This window comes from Kineococcus gurbantunggutensis, from assembly GCF_050871925.1.
Taxonomy (GTDB): domain Bacteria; phylum Actinomycetota; class Actinomycetes; order Actinomycetales; family Kineococcaceae; genus Kineococcus.
The window spans coordinates 1-19,866 of sequence record NZ_JBJLSG010000048.1; the positions used below are offsets into that span (position 1 = coordinate 1).

General features: G+C 74.7%; 13 protein-coding genes. 6 read left to right on the forward strand and 7 right to left on the reverse strand.

Features of this window, described 5'->3' with window-relative positions:
* Nucleotides 1-124: 124 nt before the first annotated feature.
* Nucleotides 125-1,573 carry a MocR-like pyridoxine biosynthesis transcription factor PdxR gene (gene pdxR, locus ACRYR7_RS11185; RefSeq protein ID WP_432572169.1) on the reverse strand — a complete coding sequence of 483 codons (1,449 nt, stop codon included), beginning with the start codon at nucleotides 1,571-1,573 and terminating at the stop codon, nucleotides 125-127.
* A gap of 71 nt (nucleotides 1,574-1,644) precedes the next feature.
* On the opposite strand from pdxR, the gene ACRYR7_RS11190 reads away from it, so the two are divergent.
* Entirely contained in the window at nucleotides 1,645-2,631 is a 987-nt protein-coding gene (locus ACRYR7_RS11190; RefSeq protein WP_432572190.1) for an EamA family transporter, read from the forward strand.
* Nucleotides 2,632-2,702: 71 nt separating this feature from the next.
* Here ACRYR7_RS11190 and ACRYR7_RS11195 read toward each other — a convergent pair whose 3' ends face one another.
* Nucleotides 2,703-4,118 carry an ATP-binding protein gene (locus ACRYR7_RS11195; protein WP_432572170.1) on the reverse strand — a complete coding sequence of 472 codons (1,416 nt, stop codon included), beginning with the start codon at nucleotides 4,116-4,118 and terminating at the stop codon, nucleotides 2,703-2,705.
* Between the two features lie 83 nt (nucleotides 4,119-4,201).
* Nucleotides 4,202-4,786, reverse strand: coding sequence for a hypothetical protein (locus tag ACRYR7_RS11200; RefSeq protein ID WP_432572171.1), 585 nt, complete (start codon nucleotides 4,784-4,786; stop codon nucleotides 4,202-4,204).
* A 143-nt stretch (nucleotides 4,787-4,929) separates the two neighbouring features.
* Here ACRYR7_RS11200 and ACRYR7_RS11205 point away from each other — a divergent pair, with 143 nt between their 5' ends.
* The 4 genes from ACRYR7_RS11205 (at nucleotide 4,930) to ACRYR7_RS11220 (ending at nucleotide 9,830) form a co-directional block, all read left to right on the forward strand.
* Nucleotides 4,930-6,843, forward strand: a complete 1,914-nt coding sequence (locus ACRYR7_RS11205; protein ID WP_432572172.1) for an ABC transporter ATP-binding protein — start codon at nucleotides 4,930-4,932, stop codon at nucleotides 6,841-6,843.
* The gene (locus ACRYR7_RS11210) at nucleotides 6,840-8,633 is read left to right on the forward strand and encodes an ABC transporter ATP-binding protein (protein WP_432572173.1); all 1,794 of its coding nucleotides are present in this window, start codon (nucleotides 6,840-6,842) and stop codon (nucleotides 8,631-8,633) included. Before ACRYR7_RS11205 ends, ACRYR7_RS11210 begins: the two co-directional genes overlap by 4 nt.
* 109 nt (nucleotides 8,634-8,742) lie before the next feature.
* Nucleotides 8,743-9,288 (forward strand): helix-turn-helix domain-containing protein, encoded by a 546-nt coding sequence (locus ACRYR7_RS11215; protein ID WP_432572174.1) that lies wholly within the window; start codon nucleotides 8,743-8,745, stop codon nucleotides 9,286-9,288.
* A complete protein-coding gene (locus ACRYR7_RS11220; RefSeq protein ID WP_432572175.1) occupies nucleotides 9,285-9,830 on the forward strand; it encodes a DUF6036 family nucleotidyltransferase in 546 nt (181 codons plus the stop codon). The genes ACRYR7_RS11215 and ACRYR7_RS11220 overlap by 4 nt, the downstream gene beginning before the upstream one ends.
* Nucleotides 9,831-10,107: 277 nt before the next feature.
* Here ACRYR7_RS11220 and ACRYR7_RS11225 read toward each other — a convergent pair whose 3' ends face one another.
* Together ACRYR7_RS11225 and ACRYR7_RS11230 are read right to left on the reverse strand one after the other, a co-directional pair.
* Nucleotides 10,108-10,773, reverse strand: a complete 666-nt coding sequence (locus ACRYR7_RS11225) for a hypothetical protein (RefSeq protein ID WP_432572176.1) — start codon at nucleotides 10,771-10,773, stop codon at nucleotides 10,108-10,110.
* Between the two features lie 29 nt (nucleotides 10,774-10,802).
* Nucleotides 10,803-12,686, reverse strand: coding sequence for a DNA/RNA helicase domain-containing protein (locus tag ACRYR7_RS11230; RefSeq protein WP_432572177.1), 1,884 nt, complete (start codon nucleotides 12,684-12,686; stop codon nucleotides 10,803-10,805).
* A 199-nt stretch (nucleotides 12,687-12,885) separates the two neighbouring features.
* Between ACRYR7_RS11230 and ACRYR7_RS11235 the strand changes: the two genes are divergently transcribed.
* Complete coding sequence (locus tag ACRYR7_RS11235; RefSeq protein ID WP_432572191.1) at nucleotides 12,886-15,999, forward strand: DUF3427 domain-containing protein; 3,114 nt, start codon at nucleotides 12,886-12,888, stop codon at nucleotides 15,997-15,999.
* Between the two features lie 102 nt (nucleotides 16,000-16,101).
* On the opposite strand, the gene ACRYR7_RS11240 is transcribed toward ACRYR7_RS11235, so the two are convergent.
* On the reverse strand, nucleotides 16,102-18,219 hold the full coding sequence (locus ACRYR7_RS11240) for a nuclease-related domain-containing DEAD/DEAH box helicase (protein WP_432572178.1): 2,118 nt from the start codon (nucleotides 18,217-18,219) through the stop codon (nucleotides 16,102-16,104).
* Nucleotides 18,216-19,808, reverse strand: coding sequence for a hypothetical protein (locus ACRYR7_RS11245; RefSeq protein ID WP_432572179.1), 1,593 nt, complete (start codon nucleotides 19,806-19,808; stop codon nucleotides 18,216-18,218). Before ACRYR7_RS11245 ends, ACRYR7_RS11240 begins: the two co-directional genes overlap by 4 nt.
* Between the last annotated feature and the right edge of the window lie 58 nt (nucleotides 19,809-19,866).

Sequence of the window (19,866 nt, forward strand, 5' to 3'; positions counted from 1 at the left end):
CCCCCCCCCCCCCCCCCCCCCGCCGCCCAACCACGCAGCCCCCCCAGCCCCCCCCCCCCCCAGGGGGAGTTCTCCTCCGGGTTCGCCGCTCGACGTTCGCCGCCCGGTGTTCACCGCCGCGGGTTCACCGCCGCGCGCTCACCAGCGGGGCGATCCTGCGCACCGCCTCGTCCAGCGCGTCGGGCGCGGTGGCCGCGTACCCCAGCACCAGCCCGGGCGGGCCGGGCCGCACCCGGTGCCAGGACAGCGGGTGCACCAGGACCCCCGCCTCGGCGGCGCGCGCGGCGACCTCCACGTCGGCGCCCGGTTCCAGGTGCGGCAGCAGGGCCAGCAGGTGCAGCCCGGCGGCCACGCCCTGCACGCGGGCGGCGGGCAGGTGCCGGTGCAGCGCGGCCAGCAGCGCGTCGCGGCGGGCGCGGTGGCGGGCGCGCACCCGGCGCACGTGGCGCTCCAGGTCGCCGCCGGCCAGCAGCTCGGCGAGCACGAGCTGCAGCAGGGCGGGGGTGCCCAGGTCGCTGGCGTGCTTGGCCGCCACCAGCTCCGCCCGCAGCGCGGGCGGGGCGATGAGCCAGCCGATCCGCACCGCGGGCGCCAGGGTCTTGGAGGTGCTGCCGGTGTGGGCGACGCGCTCGGGCGCGGAGGCGTGCAGCGCCGGCACGGGGGCGCGGTCGTAGCGGTGCTCGGCGTCGTAGTCGTCCTCCACGACCAGTCCGCCGCCGCGCGCCCAGGCCAGCAGCTCGCGGCGCCGGTGCGGGGCGAGGACCACGCCGGTGGGGAACTGGTGCGCGGGCGTGAGCAGCACCGAACCCACCCCGGCGGCGGCGAGCGCGTCCACCCGCACGCCGTCGGCGTCGACGGGGACGGGTTCGGGTTCCAGGCCCCAGTGCGCCAGCTCGTCGCGGGCCCCGCGCGAGCCGGGGTCCTCCACGCCGATGCGCCGCTCGCCGCGCGCGTGCAGGACCCGCGCGAGCAGCGCCAGGGACTGCGCGACGCCGGCGACCACGACGACGTCCTCGGCGTCCACCCGCAACCCCCGGGTGCGGGCGAGCCAGCCGGCCAGCTCCGCGCGCAGCCGGGGGTGCCCGCGCGGGTCGCCGTAGCCGAGGTCGGTGGCGCCGGCCCGCTGCAGGACCGCGCGCTCGGCGCGCAGCCACGCCGCGCGCGGGAACGCCGCCAGGTCGGGAACGCCCGGGGCGAGGGTGAACTCCACGCCCGTGGTGCGCAGCGGCAGGCGCGCGGGTTCGCGCGGGAACCCCGACTCCGGCTCGACCTCCGGCGGTGGGGCGGGCGGGGCGGGTCCCCGGGGCACCGCGCCGGCGAGCACCCGGGTGGCCGAGCCGGTGCGCGCGGCGACGAGCCCCTCGTCGGCCAGGCGCCGGTACGCCTCGACGACCACGCCGCGCGAGACGCCGAGGTCCGCGGCGAGCACGCGGCTGGGCGGCAGCGCGTCGCCGGGCGCGAGGCGGGCGTCGGCGACCGCCTCGCGCAGCCGCCGCACGAGCTCCTCGGTGACCCTGCCGCGCGGCACCGCGCGCACGTCCAGGGACAGGAAGTCGGTGCCCGTCCCCTCCACGCCGCTCCCCCGATCGGTCCCCTCGACCCGGCCGCGATCGGACCTGTCGAGCGGTCCACCGCGCGGTCAGCATCGCAGGCGTGACCGCACCCGCCTCCCCCGCGCTCCCGGCCGCACCCGCCCGCCCCGCACCCGCCGGGGGCCGGGCGGCGGCGCTCACCGGCGCCGCCGCGATGGTCCTCGTCGGCGGCAGCGCCGCCGTGTCCGGCGCGCTGGCCGACGCCCCGCTGTGGACGGTGCAGGCGCTGCGCTACGCCGCGGCGTGCCTGCTGCTGCTGACCGCCGCGCGCCTGGGCGGGCAGCGCCTGCACCGCCCGCGCGGGGCGGAGTGGGCCTGGCTGGCCGGGGTGTGCGCGGCCGGGCTGGTGCTCTTCAACGTCGCCCTCGTGCGCGGCGCCGCCCACGCCGAACCCGCCGTGCTCGGCGTGGCGGTGGCGAGCGTGCCGCTGCTGCTGGCGGTGCTGGGCCCGCTGCTGGAGCGGCGCCGGCCCGAGGCGCGCGCCGCGGTGGCCGCGGCGGTCGTCACCGGCGGGGCGGTGCTCGTGCAGGGCTTCGGGCGCAGCGACGCCACCGGCCTGGCGTGGGCGCTGGTGGTGCTGGCGTGCGAGGCGGGGTTCACCCTGCTCGCCGTGCCGGTGCTGACCCGCCACGGCGCGTGGGGCGTGTCGGTGCACACCACGGCGATGGCCGCGCTCGCCTTCGCCGCCCTCGCCGTCGTCCTCGACGGCCCGGGCGCCGCGCTCACCCTCACCGCGCCCGACCTGCTCGCCACCGCCTACCTCGCGCTCGGCGTCACCGCCGTCGCGTTCGTCCTCTGGTACTCCGCGGTGCGCCGCCTGGGCGCCGGGCGGGCCGGGCTGCTCACCGGGGTGGCGCCGGTGGCGGCCGCCGCCGGGGGCGTGCTGCTGGGCGGGCCGGTGCCCGGGGCGGTGGTGTGGGCGGGGGTGGCGGTGGTGGCCGGCGGGCTGGCGCTGGGGTTGCGCACGGACGACACCTTCGGCGGCGAGACGGGTCAGGTCCACCTGCCTCCCACAGGAGTCAGCTGCCCAGAAAAGTAGTCGACTCCGGTTCGCGACCCCAGCGTCACGGTGGTGTGGAGACCGAGATCGCCGGCCTCCACACCACCGCACTACCCCGGCAGGTCCCAGTAGGCCCTCGGGTCGCGCGGAGACTGCCCGTTCCAGCGGATGACGCCCTGCTCACGCATCTCGGTGAGCTTCCTGATCGCGGTCGGGCGCGTGCGCCCCATGACCTCGGCGAGGTCGCGCGTGCCCAGCCGTCCGGCTTCCCGCAGCGCCGCGACGACCAGGCGGGTCTCCTCGGGCAGCCGGCCGTCGCCACCCGGGCCGTCGGTCTCGGTGGACAGCGTCAGCCGGACGCTGCCCTCGGTCTGCTGGTAGAGGGGTGGCTGCAGACCCGCGAGCCGCATCTCGTCGAACATCCGGCGGATCCCCTCGCCGAACTCCTGCCCGAAGTCCAGGTCCGCGCACACCCGAGCGATGCGGGGGTTGCGCGCGAAGCGGTGGATGGACAGCGGGTCCCGCACGTCGGACAGCCCGGGGAAGCGGCCGGGGCTCTCGACCTCGACGCGGTCGTCGAAGACGTCGACGTGGACGTGATCGCTCTGCAAGCTGTAGGAGCGGTGCACGACGGCGTTCACCACGCCTTCCAGCCAGGCGTCCTCCGGGACGGCCGGGGCGTCCTCGAAGCGTCCGCTGCGCCCGAGCGCCCGGCGGCGGGGCTGCACCTGCCGGACGTGCTCGAAGACGTCGGCCAGCAGCCGCGGCAGGGCTCCCTCGAACCGCTGGTCCGAGACCACCTGCTGGCGAGCTCCGGTGCCCCGTTCCCGGCCGGCGAACCGCGTGACGCGGACGTGGGCGTTGGGCAGCTCGCTGCCGGGGTGCCGTCCGAAGAGGAGCAGGCCGGCGATCGTCAGACGTCCGTCTCGAGCCAGCCCGCGCGCTGTGAGCAGACCCCGCCACTGGGGGTGCCCCACGCGGGCGGCGTACTGCGCCGCGGCCTCCGCATCAACGGCGTCGGCGTCGTCGAGCCGGACGGTGGTGAGCTCGGACTCGAAGCCGGCCTGCCTGCGGTCGAAGAACAGCTCGCGCCGCTGCACGTAGGTGAGCCGGCGGGTCTCGTCGCCGAGCCGCAGGTACACGTCGTCCCGGGTGGTGGCGTGCACGTCGTCGCCGGGGCTGACGTCCACGACGAGGAGGTGGTCGTCCCGGCCGTCGTCGGTTCGGCAGGGCAGCAGGCGCGTGTGGACACGGGCGGGGGGTTGGACGTGCTGCACGTGGACCTGCTGCAGCTCGTTGCGGTGCTGGGGATCCGCGTCGGTGCCCTCGACCCGGCCGTCGTGGAGGCCGACGACGATCGTGCCGCCCTCGGCGTTGGCCAGGGCGACGACCGCCTGGCTCAACTTCACCGGGCTGACGCGAGCGCTCTTGCGCTCGAACCACTGGCTCTCCGGCAACGCGCTCAGAGCGCGACCGACCTCTTCGGGGGGCGACTCGAGGGCGTGGTCGACGTCCAGCCGTTCCATGCACTTACTCTAACATTTTAAGAGTAGGTGCATGAGTCGCCCAGGGCTGCAGGACGGTCAGCACCGGCCCGTGGAGGACCGGCTCAGGCACGGGCGTCCCGGAGCCGACCGACGGCCGCCTCGTAGGCCGCAGTGGTCCGCAGGACCTGCAGCACCAACTGCACGGCCTCGAGCGGTCCGCCGGGATCCTGCTCCAGCCACGCGTCCGGGCTGACGCCGCCGCCGACCGCGCGGACGCGCCGCACCTCCGCCACCGAGAGCTCGTGACCCTCCACCGCGACGACGAGGGCGCTGCGCAGGACGTCGGCCACGGCGCCGTCCACGGTGCCCAGCAGCTGCTCGGCGACCGCCAGCCAGGCGTCGTCGTCCTCGGCGGAGGACTCCAGCTCGGCGTCGACGGCGTCGTGCAGGAGCATCGACGCGGCCCACCAGGCAGGGACGACCCCCTCGTGCTCGTCGTGCGGCAGCGCGAACGCCCTCTCGGTCAGGCGCCGCGCCCTCGCCTCGTCCCCCTCGCGCACGGCCCGCAGCGCCTTGGCCAGGAGGTTGTGCGCCGCCCCCAGCAGCGCGGAGCTCGCGCCGGCCAGCTCGCGCCGGGCGGGGGTCGGATCACCGAACGCGCCGGCCGACGGGTCGCCGGGGAAGAGGGCGGAGGCGGCAGGGGTCACGACGTGACGGTAGTGCTCCGGCAGCCGGTCCTGACACCCAGCGGACGGACCGCGAACACCGCCCCGCACCCCGCAGCGCCACCCCGGGCGACCGGGAAAGCCTCGTCCGGCACCACGCCCGCACCCGTGACAGGCTGCGTGGAGTGAGCGGCACCTTCCTCAGCGGCATGCGCACCCTGGCCCGCGGCGCCCGGGAGGAGCCGCGGCTGTTCGGCACGGCCATCGTCGGCTCGGCGGTCTACGGCGCGGGCACCGCCGCCACGGGCTGGCTGGTGGGGCGGGTGACCGACCGGGTCGTCGTGCCCGCCGTCACCGGCTCGGGGTCGGTCGGCACGGCGGAGGTGTGGCTGGCCGGGGGCGCGCTGATGGCGGTGACCGTGGTGACGGTCGCCGGGATCCTCGTGCGGCGCATCTGGGCGGGCATGGTCGCCTTCGCCCTGCAGGCCCGCTACCGCCGCCTGCTGGCGCGCCGCTACCTGGACCTGCCGCTGGCCTGGCACCACGCCCACCCGGCCGGGCGGCTGCTGGCCACGGCCGGCTCGGACGTGGAGGCCACCTGGCAGGCGATGTTCGTGCTGCCGTTCGCGCTGGGCGTGGTGGTGCTCATCGCGGTGGCGGGGGTGGCGATGGCGGCGGCGGACCCGGTGCTGGCGGCGGTGGCGCTGCTGGTGCTGCCGGCGCTGCTGGCCGCGAACGTCGTCTACCAGCGGCGCATGTCCCCGCGCGTGACGCGCGTGCAGCAGCTGCGCGGGGAGGTCTCCACCACCGCGCACGAGAGCTTCGAGGGCGCGCTGGTGGTGAAGACCCTGGGCCTGGGCGACGAGGAGGTGCAGCGCTTCGCCCGCGACGCGGACCGGCTGCGGGAGGCGAACGTGGCCGCCGGGCGCACCCGCGGCGGGTTCGAGCCGGTGATCGACGCCCTGCCCTCCCTGGGCACGCTGGCGGTGCTGGTGGTCGGCACGTTCCGCGCGGCCTCCGGCGCGGTGGGCGTGGGCGACCTGGTGCAGATCGCGTACCTGCTGGGCCTGCTGGCGTTCCCGGTGCGCTCCTTCGGGTGGGTGCTCTCGGAGCTGCCGCGCACGGTGGCCGGGGACGCGCGCGTGCAGGCGGTGCTGCGCGAGGGCGCCACGACGCCGTGGGGCGAGCGCTCCCTGCCCGCCGGCGAGGGCGCCGGCCCGCTGGCGGTGGCGGCCAGCGGCATCGGCTACCGCCACCCGGTGCCCGCCGCGGACCCGCTGGACGAGCGCGCCGACGTGCCCGAGCAGTTCGTGCGCCGCGAGGAGCCACGCGCCCCGCGCCGAGAGCCGGTGCCGGCGCTGGCCGACGTCACCCTCGACGTCGCCGCCGGTTCCACGGTCGCCGTCGTGGGCGGCACGGGGGCGGGCAAGTCCACGCTGGCCGGGTTGCTGGTGCGCCTGGTGGACCCCACCTCCGGCACGGTGCTGCTGGACGGGGTGGACGTGCGCGAGCTCGCCGACGGCCAGGTCGCCGGGGTGGCGGCGCTGGTGCCGCAGTCCACGTTCGTCTTCGACGACACGGTGCGCGGCAACATCGCCCTGGGCCTGGACGCCGACGACGTGCCCGCCGATCGGCGCGTGGACGACGACGCGATCTGGGAGGCGCTGCGCCTGGCGCGCGCCGACGGTTTCATCGCCGCGCTGCCGGGCGGTCTGGACGAGCTGGTCGGCGAGCGCGGCTCGACCCTGTCCGGCGGGCAGCGCCAGCGCCTGGCGCTGGCGCGGGCGCTGGTGCGCAAGCCCCGGCTGCTGGTCCTGGACGACGCCACCAGCGCCCTGGACCCCACGGTGGAGCGGGCGGTGCTGGACGGGCTGGCCGCCTCCGGCACCGGCACGACCGTGGTGGTGGTGGCGTACCGGCCGGCGACGATCGCGCTGGCCGACGAGGTGGTGCACCTGGAGCGGGGACGGGTGGTGGACCGGGGACCGGCCGCGGAGGTCGCCGCGCGCGACGCGGGCTACCGGGACCTGGTGACGGCGTACGCGCGCGCGGCGCGCGAGCGGGCGGACGAGGCGCAGCACGGGACGGGGATGGCGTGAGCACGAGCACGATCACCGGCGGGGGACCGGAGGCCGGGGCGCAGGGCGGTGTGCTGCGCCGGGCCCGGGAGCTGACCCCGCAGTTCGCCGAGGGCCTGGGCGTCACCCTGGCCATCGCGGCGGCCACGACGATCGGCAAGCTCGTGGTGCCGATCGCGGTGCAGCAGACCATCGACACCGGCGTCCTGGGCCCCGGCGGCCCGAACCCCGGGCGGGTGGCGCTGCTGTGCGCGATCGCCGCCGTCGTGGTGGTGCTGACCACCTGCACGGCGTGGGTGGTGAACGTGCGCCTGTTCCGCGCCACCGAGGCAGGGCTGGCGAGCCTGCGGGTGCGCGCGTTCCGGCACGTGCACGACCTGGCGGTGCTCACCCAGTCCGGCGAGCGGCGCGGCGCGCTGGTCAGCCGCGTCACCAGCGACGTGGACACCATCTCCACGTTCCTGCAGACCGGCATGCTGGTGCTGGTGCTCTCGCTGGGGCAGGTGGTGCTGGCGACGGCGCTGATGTTCTTCTACTCCTGGCAGCTGGCCCTGGTGGTGCTGGCGTGCTTCGTGCCGCTGGTGTTCCTGCGCAACAAGCTGCAGCGGCCGGTGGCGCGCGCCTACGCCGCGGTGCGGGTGCGCATGGGCGAGATGCTCGCCGCGATCTCCGAGACCGTCGTGGGCGCCGACGTGATCCGCGCGCACGCCGCCTCCGCGCGCTCGCGGCGCACCGTGGACGCCGCGGTGGAGGCGCACCGCAAGCAGGCCGTGAAGGCGCAGGTCGCCACCGCCGCGACGTTCTCCACCGGCGTGCTCGTCTCCGGCCTCGTCGTCGCCCTCGTCATCGTGGTCGGCACCCTGCTCGGCGTCGACGGCGACCTCACCCTGGGCCGGCTGCTGGCGTTCCTGTTCCTGGCGCAGCTGTGGGTGGGGCCGGTGCAGGCCACCACCGAGGTCCTCAACGAGCTGCAGAACGCCCTCGCCGGCTGGCGCCGCGTCGTCGACCTGATCGACACCCCCGTCACCGTCCCCGAACCGGCGCGGGACCGGGTGCGGGAGCTGCCCGCCGGGCCGGTGGACGTGCGCGTGCAGGACGTCGCCTACACCTATCCCGGCACCGACAAGACCGTCCTGACGGGGGTGGACCTGCACCTGCCCGCCGGCTCGCGCACCGCCGTCGTCGGCGAGACCGGCTCGGGCAAGACCACCCTGGCCCGCCTGGTCACCCGCCTCGTCGACCCCGCGCAGGGGCGGGTCCTGCTCAACGGCGTCGACGCGCGCGACCTGCCCGGCCGCGAGCTGCACCGCCGCGTCGTCGCCGTCCCCCAGGAGGGCTTCCTCTTCGACGCGACGATCGGCGAGAACGTGCGCCGCGGAAAGCCCGGCGCCACCGACGCCGAGGTCCGCGCCGCCTTCGCCGAGCTCGGCCTGGGCGACTGGCTCGACGGCCTGCCCGAGGGCCTGGACACCCCCGTCGGCCAGCGCGGCGAGCGCCTCTCGGCCGGCGAGCGCCAGCTCGTCGCGCTGGCCCGCGCGCACCTGGCCGACCCCGACCTGCTCGTCCTGGACGAGGCCACCTCCTCCGTCGACCCCGCCACCGAGGTGCGGTTGCAGCGCGCGCTCGAGGGTGTCCTGAGCGGTCGGACCTCCGTGGCGATCGCGCACCGCCTCTCCACCGCCGAGGCCGCCGACACCGTGGTGGTCGTGGACTCCGGGCGGGTCGTAGAAGTGGGGCCGGCGGTGGAACTCGCGCACGCGGGCGGGCCGTACTCGCGGCTGCACGCGGCCTGGACCGCGCAGCACGCCTGAGGGCAGCGGGGATGGATCGCGTGGGTACGAGCGGGCTGGCCTAGCCCAAAAGACGCAACGATTCCGGCGAATTTTGTGTCTTTTGCGTCTTGGTCAGTACTCTGCCGACATGCGCACCGCCGTCTTCGACGACACCCGGTCCTCCGTCAGCGATGAGTGGCTGACCACTGGCGAGGCCGCGCGCATCCTCGGCGTCTCGCGCCAGCACGTCGTCAACCTGTGCGAGCGCGGCGACCTGCCCCACACGACGACGGGCGTGCACCGCCGGGTGCGCCGCGCCGACGTCGAGGCGCTGCGCGCCACGGGTGCGCGCCTGAGCCGGGACCAGCGCCGCAGCCTGTGGCTGGCGCACGCCGTCGCCGGCCACCTGGTCACCGACCCGGAAGCCACGATCGCGCAGGCGCGCGCCAACCTGGCCGTGCTGCGCGAGCGCCACTCGCGCGGGCAGGTGGCGAAGTGGCTGGCGGAGTGGGCCGACCTGCTCGACGGACCCGTCGAGGGCATTCTCACGGCCCTGACCTCCCCGTCCCCGCGGGCCCGGGAGCTGCGCCAGAACTCCCCCTTCGCCGCCGTGCTGTCCGAGGAGGAGCGGCGGCGCGTGCGCGAGGCCTTCGCGCAGCACTCCTCGGCGTCCTCGCCGTGGGGCGCGGAGTGAAGCGCGCACACCTGGCGCACATCCTTCGGGCGGCCAGCCAGATCGCCGACGACCCCGATGTGGTCGTGATCGGCTCGCAGTCGATCCTGGGGTCCTTCGACGAGGACGACCTACCCGACCCGGTGATCGGCTCCGTGGAGGCGGACGTCACCTTCTGGGACGACCCGCACGACCTGAAGTCCGACGCGGTGGACGGTGCGATCGGCGAGGACAGCGGCTTCCACCAGATGTACGGCTACTACGCCCAGGGCGTGTCCGTGAGCACCGCTGTCCTGCCCCAGGGCTGGCGCGAGCGGGTGGTCGTGTGGGAGAGCCGGTCCAGCGAACCGGGGCGGGCGCACTGCCTGGAGGTGCACGACCTGGCGATCGCCAAGCTCGTCGCGGCGCGCATGAAGGACTACGAGTTCGTCTCCGCGCTCATCGGGGCCGGGCTCGTCTCGTGCGGGATACTGCGGGAGCGGGCCGTTCTGCTGCCCCCACCACGCTCACGCACCACGCGCGTGCTGCGCTGGATCGACGGACACGACGGAAAGACATCGTAGTGAGGCGTCGACAGGAGCAGGATCGATGGACTTGCCGCGAGATCCCGGCCCATGTCGTACCGGTGGGGTGCGCCTGCACGTGGCGTGGACCGCGCACCGCTCCTTGACTGCATCGTTGCCCCCCGGCGAGGACGCGTCCGCGGTCCGGCCGCCGCGGCTGGTGGTACCGGCACAGCAACCCGTCGACGTCGATCGGGTCAGCACTCCCGATCACGCTCGTCGCGGGCGGGCGCACGCTTGCTGTCATCAAGGTTGGAGCACAACCTTGATGATGAGTTCAGGATGTTCTCGACTCGTTCCGGTTCGTCCTTGACAGCCGCTCCAAGTGGCTGAGGTCCACGACAGTGGCGTTCCGTTCGACCTCTGCGCCGACATAGGCATCTTGTGGTTCCAGCCGGATGTCCGTGGCCAGCCGTCCCAGCAGCAGGTCGTACGCCTTGCGCACCCCGGCGAGGTCCTGCTCACTCACCCCACGACGCGCCGATGGGCTGAACATGGCGTTCCACGCGGTGTCCCACTTCCCTCCCCACACCTGCTGGTGCCGCTCAGGAGAAGTACGCAGCCTCGCATCGGCGCCCCACGGCCCCCACGTCTCGAAGCAGGCATCCATGAAAGTGGCGTACGCACTCCTGGCCTCGGGCGAGAAGAGCGGTGCGACGCTGAAGAAGGCACGATCGAGTGACCTCTTCTTCTCGATGATCGCTGGAGGTGACCACGACTTCCACCCCCCGATGAAGCAGAAGTAGGCGAAGAGGTCGTTCAGCTCGGGAGCGATGACGCGGAAGTGCTCGGTGCGCACCTCGGCGAGTTGCCGGAGCCGGGCGGTTCGCTCGTCCCGCTCGCTGGCCCGCCGTTGCAGGCGGTGAGCGACGACGGCGAGGACCACAGGGACGGCCACGGCCCCGAGTGCGTTGACGGCCGACAGGACGGTGTCGATCGACACAGCAGCCTCTCCCCCCGCTCGTACGAGTGTCACGCACCGCTCCGGACTAGCCGCTTCAGCTGGGCCCGGGTCTCGGTGTCGGTCGAGTAGATCACGGTCCCGATCATGCCGCGGGTGAGCAGCACCTTGTAGACGTTGCGCACCAACCGGTCGAAGTCCGCGTCACCCACCCTCGCGCGGTTGCGGAAGTCGGGGTCCTTGTTGGCGGAACGCTCGCTGACGAAGCGGCCGTCCCGCCACAGCAGGTCCGAACCGATGATCACCCCGCTCCAGTCGTACTCGAAGCCCTGCGCGGTGTAGATGCAGCCGACCTGCCCGAAGCCACCGGGCTCGGTCGCCCACAGCGCCGCCGGCGGGGCGTCGCCCACGGCGCGGTCGCCGGGGACGTTCCACGGCCGCGCCCAGTCGCCGATGCGCACGTCGGGCACCAGACCGCCGTCCGGCGCCGGCGTCTTGCTCCACGGCCAGCAGTACCCGGCGGACATGCGCGCGGAGTAGCCCTCCTCCCGCTTGGCGGCGAGGAGCTGCTCCATCTCCTCGGGGGTGTCCGCGACGACCACCTCGAAGGTGTCGTCGCCGGCCCAGTCCTCGACGCCGGCGTCGTCGAGACCGAGCAGCCGCTGCACCCAGCGCACGTACTCGGCGCTGCCGCCGCAGCGGAACTGCGCGTCCAGCTCCACGGTGAGGACGTCCAGTCCGAGACGCTCGGCGTGCCGCGTGATCTCCTCCAGCGAGCCCATCTCCCCCGGGCGGACGACCTGGTGCTGGTCGAGCAGGAACACCGGGACCCGCGCGGCCGCGATGAGCTCGTCCACCTGCGGCCGGCCGGTGCGCAGCTCCGCGCGGGTGTAGCGGTCGACGGACGTCTCCCGGATGCGGTGAGCCTCGTCGAGGATGAGCACGTCGAGGTCGTTGGGCTCGGCGGTCATGAACTGGTTGAAGTACTTGAACATCGACTGCACACGCGGGGAGCGGCGTCCGGCGACCTTGCGCAGCGTCTGCGTGAAGGAGCGCGAGCCGGTGGCGTGCAGGACGCTCTGACCGGCGCGGGACAGCTCCCCCAGCAGGGAGAGCGCGATGACGCTCTTGCCGCTGCCCGGACCACCCGTGACGACGACGATGCGCTTGCTGTTGCCGGCCTTCGCCCGCCGCACCTGGTGCAGCACGAGGTCGACGGCCTCCTGCTGCTCGCCGACGAGACGGAACTGCTCGCGCTCGCGGATCTCGTCGGCGGCGACCTCGAGCAACTGGCGCGAGGGCGCCACCTTGGACCCGAGCAACTCGTCCGCGGCGTGCACCCCGGACACGCCCGGCGCGAGCCGGCTGCGCAGGTGCTCGCGCAGCGCGCCACGCTCGGCGCCGGTGAACAGTCGCCCCGTGCGGTCCATCGTGTAGTCCGCGAGCTCCGCCACAGCACCGGGCACGGTGGCGTTGTGCAGGTACGCCACGCCGGCGACGGCGTCCTCCGCGAACTCCAGCGAGCGGGTGAAGTCGAGGAGGTACTCGACGTACCCGCGCACCTGCCGAACCGGGTGCAGCTTCGGCGGCCCGGCCGTGCCGGGCACGACGACGAGGTCGGGGTTGCCCTCGAAGCGGTGCGCGGAGCTCCACTGCTTCAGCTCGACGACGACGTAGGAGGGAGCGCCCGACACCGGGTGCACGCCGGCGAGTACGACGTCGGCGCGCTTCGACGTCAGCGGGAGCTGGTGCTCGAGCAGCACCTCGACGTCCCCGAGGCCCGCCTCGACGAGGTCGGTGGCGAGCACCGGCAGACTCGCCCCCCACGAAGCCACCTCGCTCGGGCTGGGCCGGTAGCCCGCCGAGTGGAGCATCTGCTCGATGAGCGCCTCCACGACGGAGCCAGTGGGCAGCTCGTCCTTGAGCTGAGCGGCGGAACGACGGACCAACGACACAGGACATCCCCAAGGCAGCACGAAGTTTCGTGCGGGTGGGGGCGTGTCCTGTGCCCAGCCGGAGCTCGGGCGGCGGAAGCCTGTCGGGCCGCGGTCACAAGCTACTGCCACCAATCCCTGCTGTGGCGTCGACCTCAGCACGACGACACGCGATCCACTCATCGGACAGGTGCTCGTCTGAGAAGGTGACGAGGTGAGCGTGGAGCAGAGGTCGTCGAGCGGTGGCCTCGCGGAGGGCCTGCATGAGAGCGTCATCGCCGCCGACCTCGAAGCAGCCCTGGCGCACTCCGCGGACTGGTCGACGGTCGTCCGCAGCGTCGACGACGCCGACGCACCCCACGTCCTCGCCCGCCACGTCGGCGCGATCGTCCAGCGCGCCCTGGAGGCGAGGAGCGACCACGGCGATCGGCTGGCCCTGGTGCGCGACCTGCTCGGCGTCCTCGGGGAGCACGGCGCCGTTCCCGTGCCCGACGAGAAGGGCGCCCCCCGCCAGCTCCTCGCCGCGCACCGTCGGCGCGCGCTGACGCAGCCGTCGACGGTCCGGCCGGCGACACCGCTGTCCGAGGCGGCGCTGCTGACGAACAGCACCGCTGACCCCAGCCTGGCGGCGGAGCTGCGCGCGGAGCTGGCCAGCGCCGACCGGGTCGACCTGCTGTGCGCGTTCGTGAAGTGGTCCGGGCTGCGGCTGATGGAGAGCGCGCTGGCCGACCTGAAGGCGCGGGGCGTCCCGTTCCGGGTCATCACGACGACCTACATGGGCGCCACCGAGCGCCGGGCGCTGGACGCCCTCGTCGACGAGTTCGGCGCCGAGGTGAAGGTCATCTACGAGACGACCCGCACCCGGTTGCACGCGAAGGCGTGGGTGGTGCACCGGGCCACCGGCTTCAGCACCGCCTACGTGGGCTCCTCCAACCTGTCGCGCTCCGCGCTGCTGGACGGCCTGGAGTGGAACGTGCGGCTCTCAGCGGTGGCGAACCGCCCGCTGCTGGAGAAGTTCGACGCGACCTTCGACAGCTACTGGGCCAGCAGCAACTTCGAGGCGTACCTGCCCGCGCGCGACGGCGACCGCCTGGACGCCGCACTGGCGGAGGCCGGCGGGCAGCGCGGTCCGGGCACGCCGGTGGACCTGTCGGGGCTGGAGGTCACCCCGCGCCCGCACCAGCAGGAGATGCTCGAGCAGCTCGCCGGGGAGCGGCAGCTGCACGACCGGCACCGCAACCTCGTCGTCGCGGCCACCGGCACCGGCAAGACCGTCCTCGCGGCCTTCGACTACCGGCAGCTGCGCGAGCAGCACGGCCGCGACCTGACGCTGCTGTTCGTCGCGCACCGCCGGGAGCTGCTGGAGCAGGCCCTGCGCACGTACCGGGAGGTCCTCGGGGACGGCGCTTTCGGCGAACTGCTCGTCGGCAGTGAACGGCCCCGGCGCGGGCAGCACGTCTTCGCCAGCGTGCAGTCGCTGAGCGCGGAAGTCCTCGGCCAGCTGGACCCGCACCGGTACGACGTCGTCGTCCTCGACGAGTGCCACCACGCCAGCGCGAGCAGCTACCAGCGGATCCTGGACCGGCTTCAGCCGCTCGAGCTGCTGGGCCTGACCGCCACGCCGGAGCGCGCCGACGGGCAGGACGTGCTGGCGCTCTTCGGCGGGCGCACCGCGACGGAGCTGCGGTTGTGGGACGCCCTCGCCGACGACCTGCTCGTGCCGTTCCACTACTTCGCCGTCGACGACGGCACGGACCTGCGCGACCTGACGTGGCGGCGCGGCGGGTACGACGTCGAGGGCCTCACCGGCCTGTACACCGGCGACGACGCGCGGGTACGCATCGTGCTGCGCGAGCTGCGCCGCCGCTTGGGGGACGTCGATAGCATGCGGGCCATCGGTTTCTGCGTCAGCGTCGAGCACGCCCGCTACACGGCCCGCGTCTTCCGCGAGGCGGGGATCGACGCGCTCGCCGTCAGCGGGGACAGCACGCCCGAGGAGCGCGCGGCAGCGCTGCGGCGGCTGAAGGACGGCGAGGTGCGCGTCCTCTTCGCCGTCGACCTCTACAACGAGGGCGTGGACGTCCCGCAGGTGGACACCGTCCTCTTCCTGCGCCCGACGGAGTCGGCGACGGTGTTCCTGCAGCAGCTCGGGCGGGGCCTGCGCACGGCGCCCGGCAAGGCGGTGCTCACGGCGCTGGACTTCGTCGGTCACCAGAACGCCGACTTCCGCTTCGACGCCCGTTTCCGCGCCCTCACCGGCGTCAGCCGCGGCGCGTTGCAGGAGCAGGCGGAGAAGGGATTTCCCTTCCTGCCGGCCGGCTGCTCCATCGTCCTCGACGAGGTCGTGCAGGAACGCGTCGTCGCCAGCATCAAGCGGCAGCTCAGCCCGCGGGCACCCGCCCTCGTCAATGAAGTACGCGCGCAGGGGTCGGGCAGCATCGCCGACTTCCTCGCCTCCAGCGGCCTGAGCGTGCGCGAGCTCCTCGGCAGCAACCGGTCGTGGACGGCGCTGCGCCGGCGCGCGGGCGTGGAGAGCAGGCCCAGCGGACCGCTGGAGGCCAGCCTGCTCAAGCGGGTGCGCGCCGTCACCCAGGTCGACGACCGGTTGCGCCGCGACGCCTACCAGCGGCTCCTCAGCGACGACGTGAGCGCCGACGCGCTCTCCCCGGTCGAGCGCCACCTCGCCGGGATGCTCACCGCGAGCCTGTGGCCGTCGGGCGCACCCGGCGGCCTGCCCACCGTCCTCGAGGCGCTGCGCGCGGAACCCGCCGTGCGGGACGAGCTGAGCCAGCTCGTCGACCTCGCCTTCGACGCAGCCCGGCACCCCACCGCGCAGCTCACCGGCGACCTCGCCGACCTGCCGCTGAGCGTGCACGCCCGCTACTCGCGCGACGAGATCGTCAGCGCCCTCGGCGTCACCACGGCCACTCGCCCGCCGATGTCCTTCCGCGAAGGGGTGGTGTGGGCACCGCACTGGAAGACGGACGCCCTGCTCATCACCCTCGTGAAGTCCGAGGGCGACTACTCCCCCACGACGATGTACCGGGACTACCCGCTGACGCGGGAGCTGTTCCACTGGGAGTCGCAGTCACGCACCACCGTGGCCTCATCCACGGGCCAGCGGTACCTGAACCACCGCTCGATGGGCACGCACGTGCTGCTCTTCGCCCGCCAGCACAAGCAGGGTGACCTCGGTGTGGAGCCGTACCTGTTCCTCGGGCCGGCCGACTACGTCTCGCACCGGGGCGAGCGCCCTATCGGCATCACGTGGCGGCTGCGGCACCTGATGCCGATGGACTTCTTCAGCGAGGCGGCGCTCGTCAACGCGAGTTGATCACAATCGGCCGAAACGGGGAGGAAGCCTCCACGCCGAGCAGGCAGGCAGCAACGGCACGACGGGAAGCGATGACGAGATCGTGACACCTCCTGCAGCTCCTCACGCGACGAACCCCAGCCACAGGCTGTCCCGCGCCCGCGTCATCCCCACGTACAGCTCCCGCCGCTCCACCTCCAGCCGCTCGCGCCACGCGCTCTCCGACTCCCCCGGCTTGGCGGCCGACCCGCCCTCGCGCAGCCCGGGCAGGAAGACGTGCTTGAACTCCAGGCCCTTGGCGCGCTTGATGGTGCCCACCTTCAACCGCCCGCACGTCTGCCCGGCGTACTCCTCCAGCGGCACGACCGGCAACCCGGCGCGGCGCAGGACGCCGGCGCAGCGGGAGGCCTCCGCGGTGGTGGCGGTGAGCAGGGCGCAGTCCCCCAGGCTGGCGCCGGAGGCCGCGAGGTCCCGCACGGCCTGCACGAGGGCGGCGTGCAGGCTCCGAGCGTCGGGGGCGTCGACGCGCACGGTCACCCCGCCGTCGCGGGCGACCCGCACCTGTCGGGCGCCGGTCTCCGGGGAGTCGTCGAGGTCGCCGAAGGCGTCGGAGGCGACGACGGCCAGCGCGGTCTCCACGATGCGCGAGGCGTTGCGGTAGTTGGTCTCCAGGACGGTGGAGCGGCCGCGCACGTTGATGCCGGCCTCGGAGAGGGTGAAGCCGCCCGGGTAGACGGCCTGCTGGCCGTCGCCGATGAGCAGCAGCCCGTCGGGGCCGTCGCCACCGAGGGCGTGCAGCAGCTGCACGCCCACCCGGCTGAGGTCCTGCACCTCGTCGACGAGGACGGCGACGTACGGCTCGTCCAGCGGGCGGCGGCGCAGCTCGGCGAGCGCGAGGACGAGCAGGTCGGCGGCGTCGTGCAGGTCGCGCGAGCGCAGCAGCTCGGAGTAGTGCACGTGCAGCTCCCACACCGCTTCGCGCTGAGCGCGGTTCAGCGGCGTGGAGCGGCCCACGCGGGTCAGGTCGGCGTACTCGGCGAAGTCGGTCAGCCCGCGGCCCTTGAGGACGGAGGCGATCTCCTCCTTCCAGTACGTCACCGGCACCGGCACCTCCGCGAGCGCCGAGGACCGCCCGGTGGTGGCCCACGCCCGCCAGAAGCACGTGTCCGCGGCAGTGAGGTCGACGTGGTGGCGCACGCCGCGCTCGTCGAGGAAGCGCCGCGTCCAGGAGTGCAGGCCGCGGAACTCCACCCGGTCGACGTGCTGGGGCGCGAGGCGGGCGAACGTGGCCGCCAGCACGGTCGGCAGGGTGCGCACGAAGGAGACGTAGAGCAGCCGGCCGGGACGGGTGCCGGCCAGGTACGCGGCGCGGTGCAGGCCGACGACGGTCTTGCCGGTGCCGGCCGGGCCCCGCACGCGGGCGGGACCGTTGCGGCTCTGCCGGACGAGCTTGGCCTGCGCGGGGTGCAGGAACGCCATCCAGTCCTCGACGGGCGACGTCAGCGCCCCGTCGAGCAGGGAGGCCTCGAGCTCCTCGGCGCTGAAGAGCGCCTGCTGCTCCGACGGCTCCGCTTCCTCGGCCGCGTCCCGCAGGGGCAGCACCGGTGGGACGACGACGGGGCTGACCTCGACCGGACCGGCGTCCTCGTACGGCGGGAAGTCGCGCTCGAGCACGGCGAGCACCTCGGGCAGCTTCGCGGCCTCGAGGCGATCCCCGCGGCGGTTGACCCACGGCACGAGCTGCTTCTCGCCCACGACCGTGACGCGGCCCAGCGTCAGCGGCCCGAACGAGCGGCCGGCGAAGGCGAGCACGGGCAGCACTTCCAGGGGCGCCAGCCCCACCTCCGCGACGGACTGCTCGGCCAGCTCGGCGATGCGCAGCACCTTCTCGACGTCGTCGTGGGCGTCCTCCTGCCCGCGCCGCAGGCGCCCGTACTCCACGTGCACCTCGCGCCAGTTCTTCACGTCGACGACGAGCACCCCGCCGGGCCCGACGTGGAGGAGGTCGACGTTGGCGGCGCGGGTGCCGGGCCAGCGGCGGTCGGCCAGCAGCGTCCACCCGTGCGCGGACATGGCCTGCAGCAGCGCGCCGACGCGCCGCTCCCCGGCGCTGCCGGCCCGGTGGCGCCGGACGATCTCCTGCTCGCGCTCCAGGAGCCGGCGGTACTGCTCGACGCGGGCGCGCGCCCGGCGCACCTCGGCGTCCTGGGAGGTCCCGGCCCGCGGGTCCACGACGGTCACAGGTCGTGCAGCCCGACGTGGTGCACGACGAAGCGCGCCGGTTCGCTCTGGTAGGCGAAGTAGATCCGCCCGCACTCGCGCCAGCTCTTGGCGTCGCCGAGCTTGACGTGCGGCACGCCGTCCAGGCCGCGGAACCCCTCGAAGTCGAAGCGGGCCCGCCCGGACTCCTTCAGCTTCAGGTCGGTGGTGGCCACCTCCAGCCCGTGCTCGTCGCGGAACCACTCCCCCAGTCGGGCGTTCATCGAGCCCTGGGTCTCGGCGAAGGCGACGGACGCCCTGCCGAGCTTGATGAGCGCCTCGCGCATGAGCTGCGGGTGCGCGTAGCGGGACTTGCGCCAGGTCCGGGCGACGTCGGCGGTGAAGCGCAAGCGCCGCTCGCTGCGCCGCTCCAGGAAGTCCAGCAGCGGGTCGGCGTCGTCGGGAGTGAGCGGTGGGGCGCTCTCCCACGCGGGGGGTTCGGGGCACTGCTCCCCGGGTGCGCGGTGCACGCGGCCGAGGGCCGCGGTGAGGTCGGCGACCTGCCCCTCCAGGCGGTGGACCTCCTCGAGCCACTGCTCGTTCTCGCCGCGCGCCTGCACCAGCTGCTCCTTGAGGACCTCGATGGTCCCCGCCGTGTCGCCGGCGGCCTCCGCGGCGGTCAGGCGCGCGGTGAGCGCGACGCGCCCCAGGGCCCGCTCGGCGCGCTCCGCCCTGCGGTACGGCACGTCCACGCCGCGGGCGACCACCGACAGCGGGGCGATCGTGCGGATCAGCTCGTCGACGAGGTCGGGCGCGGGCGTGGAGGCGAGCTGCGCCGCGGGCAGCAGGGGGTGCTCGAAGTCGCCGAGCCCCGGCCACGCCAGCCGCGCCGCGCCGGGCGTCAGCTCCAGCTGCGGGTGGCGGCGGGCGAGCAGCGTCAGGGCGGGCAGGGAGCGCACGCACACGACCGTCGCCAGGCCCGGCAGTTCCAGGGCCGCGGCGTCGGCGAAGGCGAGGTGGCCCGGCAGCGTGGGGGCGATCAGCAGCACCGGCAGCCGCGCGGGCTGCCCCAGCGCGTCGATCAGCACGGCCGTCTCCAGCGGGAGCTTGACGTCGGTGCGCCGCCCGTCGACCCGCTGCCCGGCGACGCTGACGTGCAGGCCGGGGTCCTGCACGACCCGGCGCACCACAGCGGGCCGGCGGAGGAACGCCGAGGGCGCGGGCGCCAGCCACCCCTGGTGCGACTCGCGGCCCGTGACGACCCGCAGCACCGCCACCTCCCGCCGCCGGTCCGCGGACAGCGTGACGCCGGTGACGTGGGTGGCGCGGCCGCCGGGGACGGGCGCGCGCAGGTCGATGCGCTGCGCGAACGCGTCCGCGGTGCCCACGCGCCGCCACGACAGCTGCCGCGGACCGGCCGCCACCGACCACGCGGGGTCCGCGCCGGCGACGTCCTCGCGGCGGTGCAGGGCGGTGGAGCCGTCGGCGGGCAGCGCGGCGAGGTCGGGCACGTCTCGGTGGGCGAACTCCAGCCACTGCTGCACGTGGCGCAGCAGCGCCGCGTGCGCGGCGGTGGACGTCGGCGCGGCGGGCAGGCGGACGTCGAGGTCGACGACGTACTGGACCTGCACGGCTCAGCCGTCCGCACGGCGACGCGCGGGCAGCGCGGGCCGGGTCGAGCGGGGTGCG

What these genes read in the sequence shown, in the direction of transcription:
- ACRYR7_RS11195 (WP_432572170.1), bottom strand. Translation starts at nt 4,118, where the DNA reads ATGGAACGGCTGGACGTCGACCACGCCCTCGAGTCGCCCCCCGAAGAG.
- ACRYR7_RS11215 (WP_432572174.1), top strand. Translation starts at nt 8,743, where the DNA reads ATGCGCACCGCCGTCTTCGACGACACCCGGTCCTCCGTCAGCGATGAG.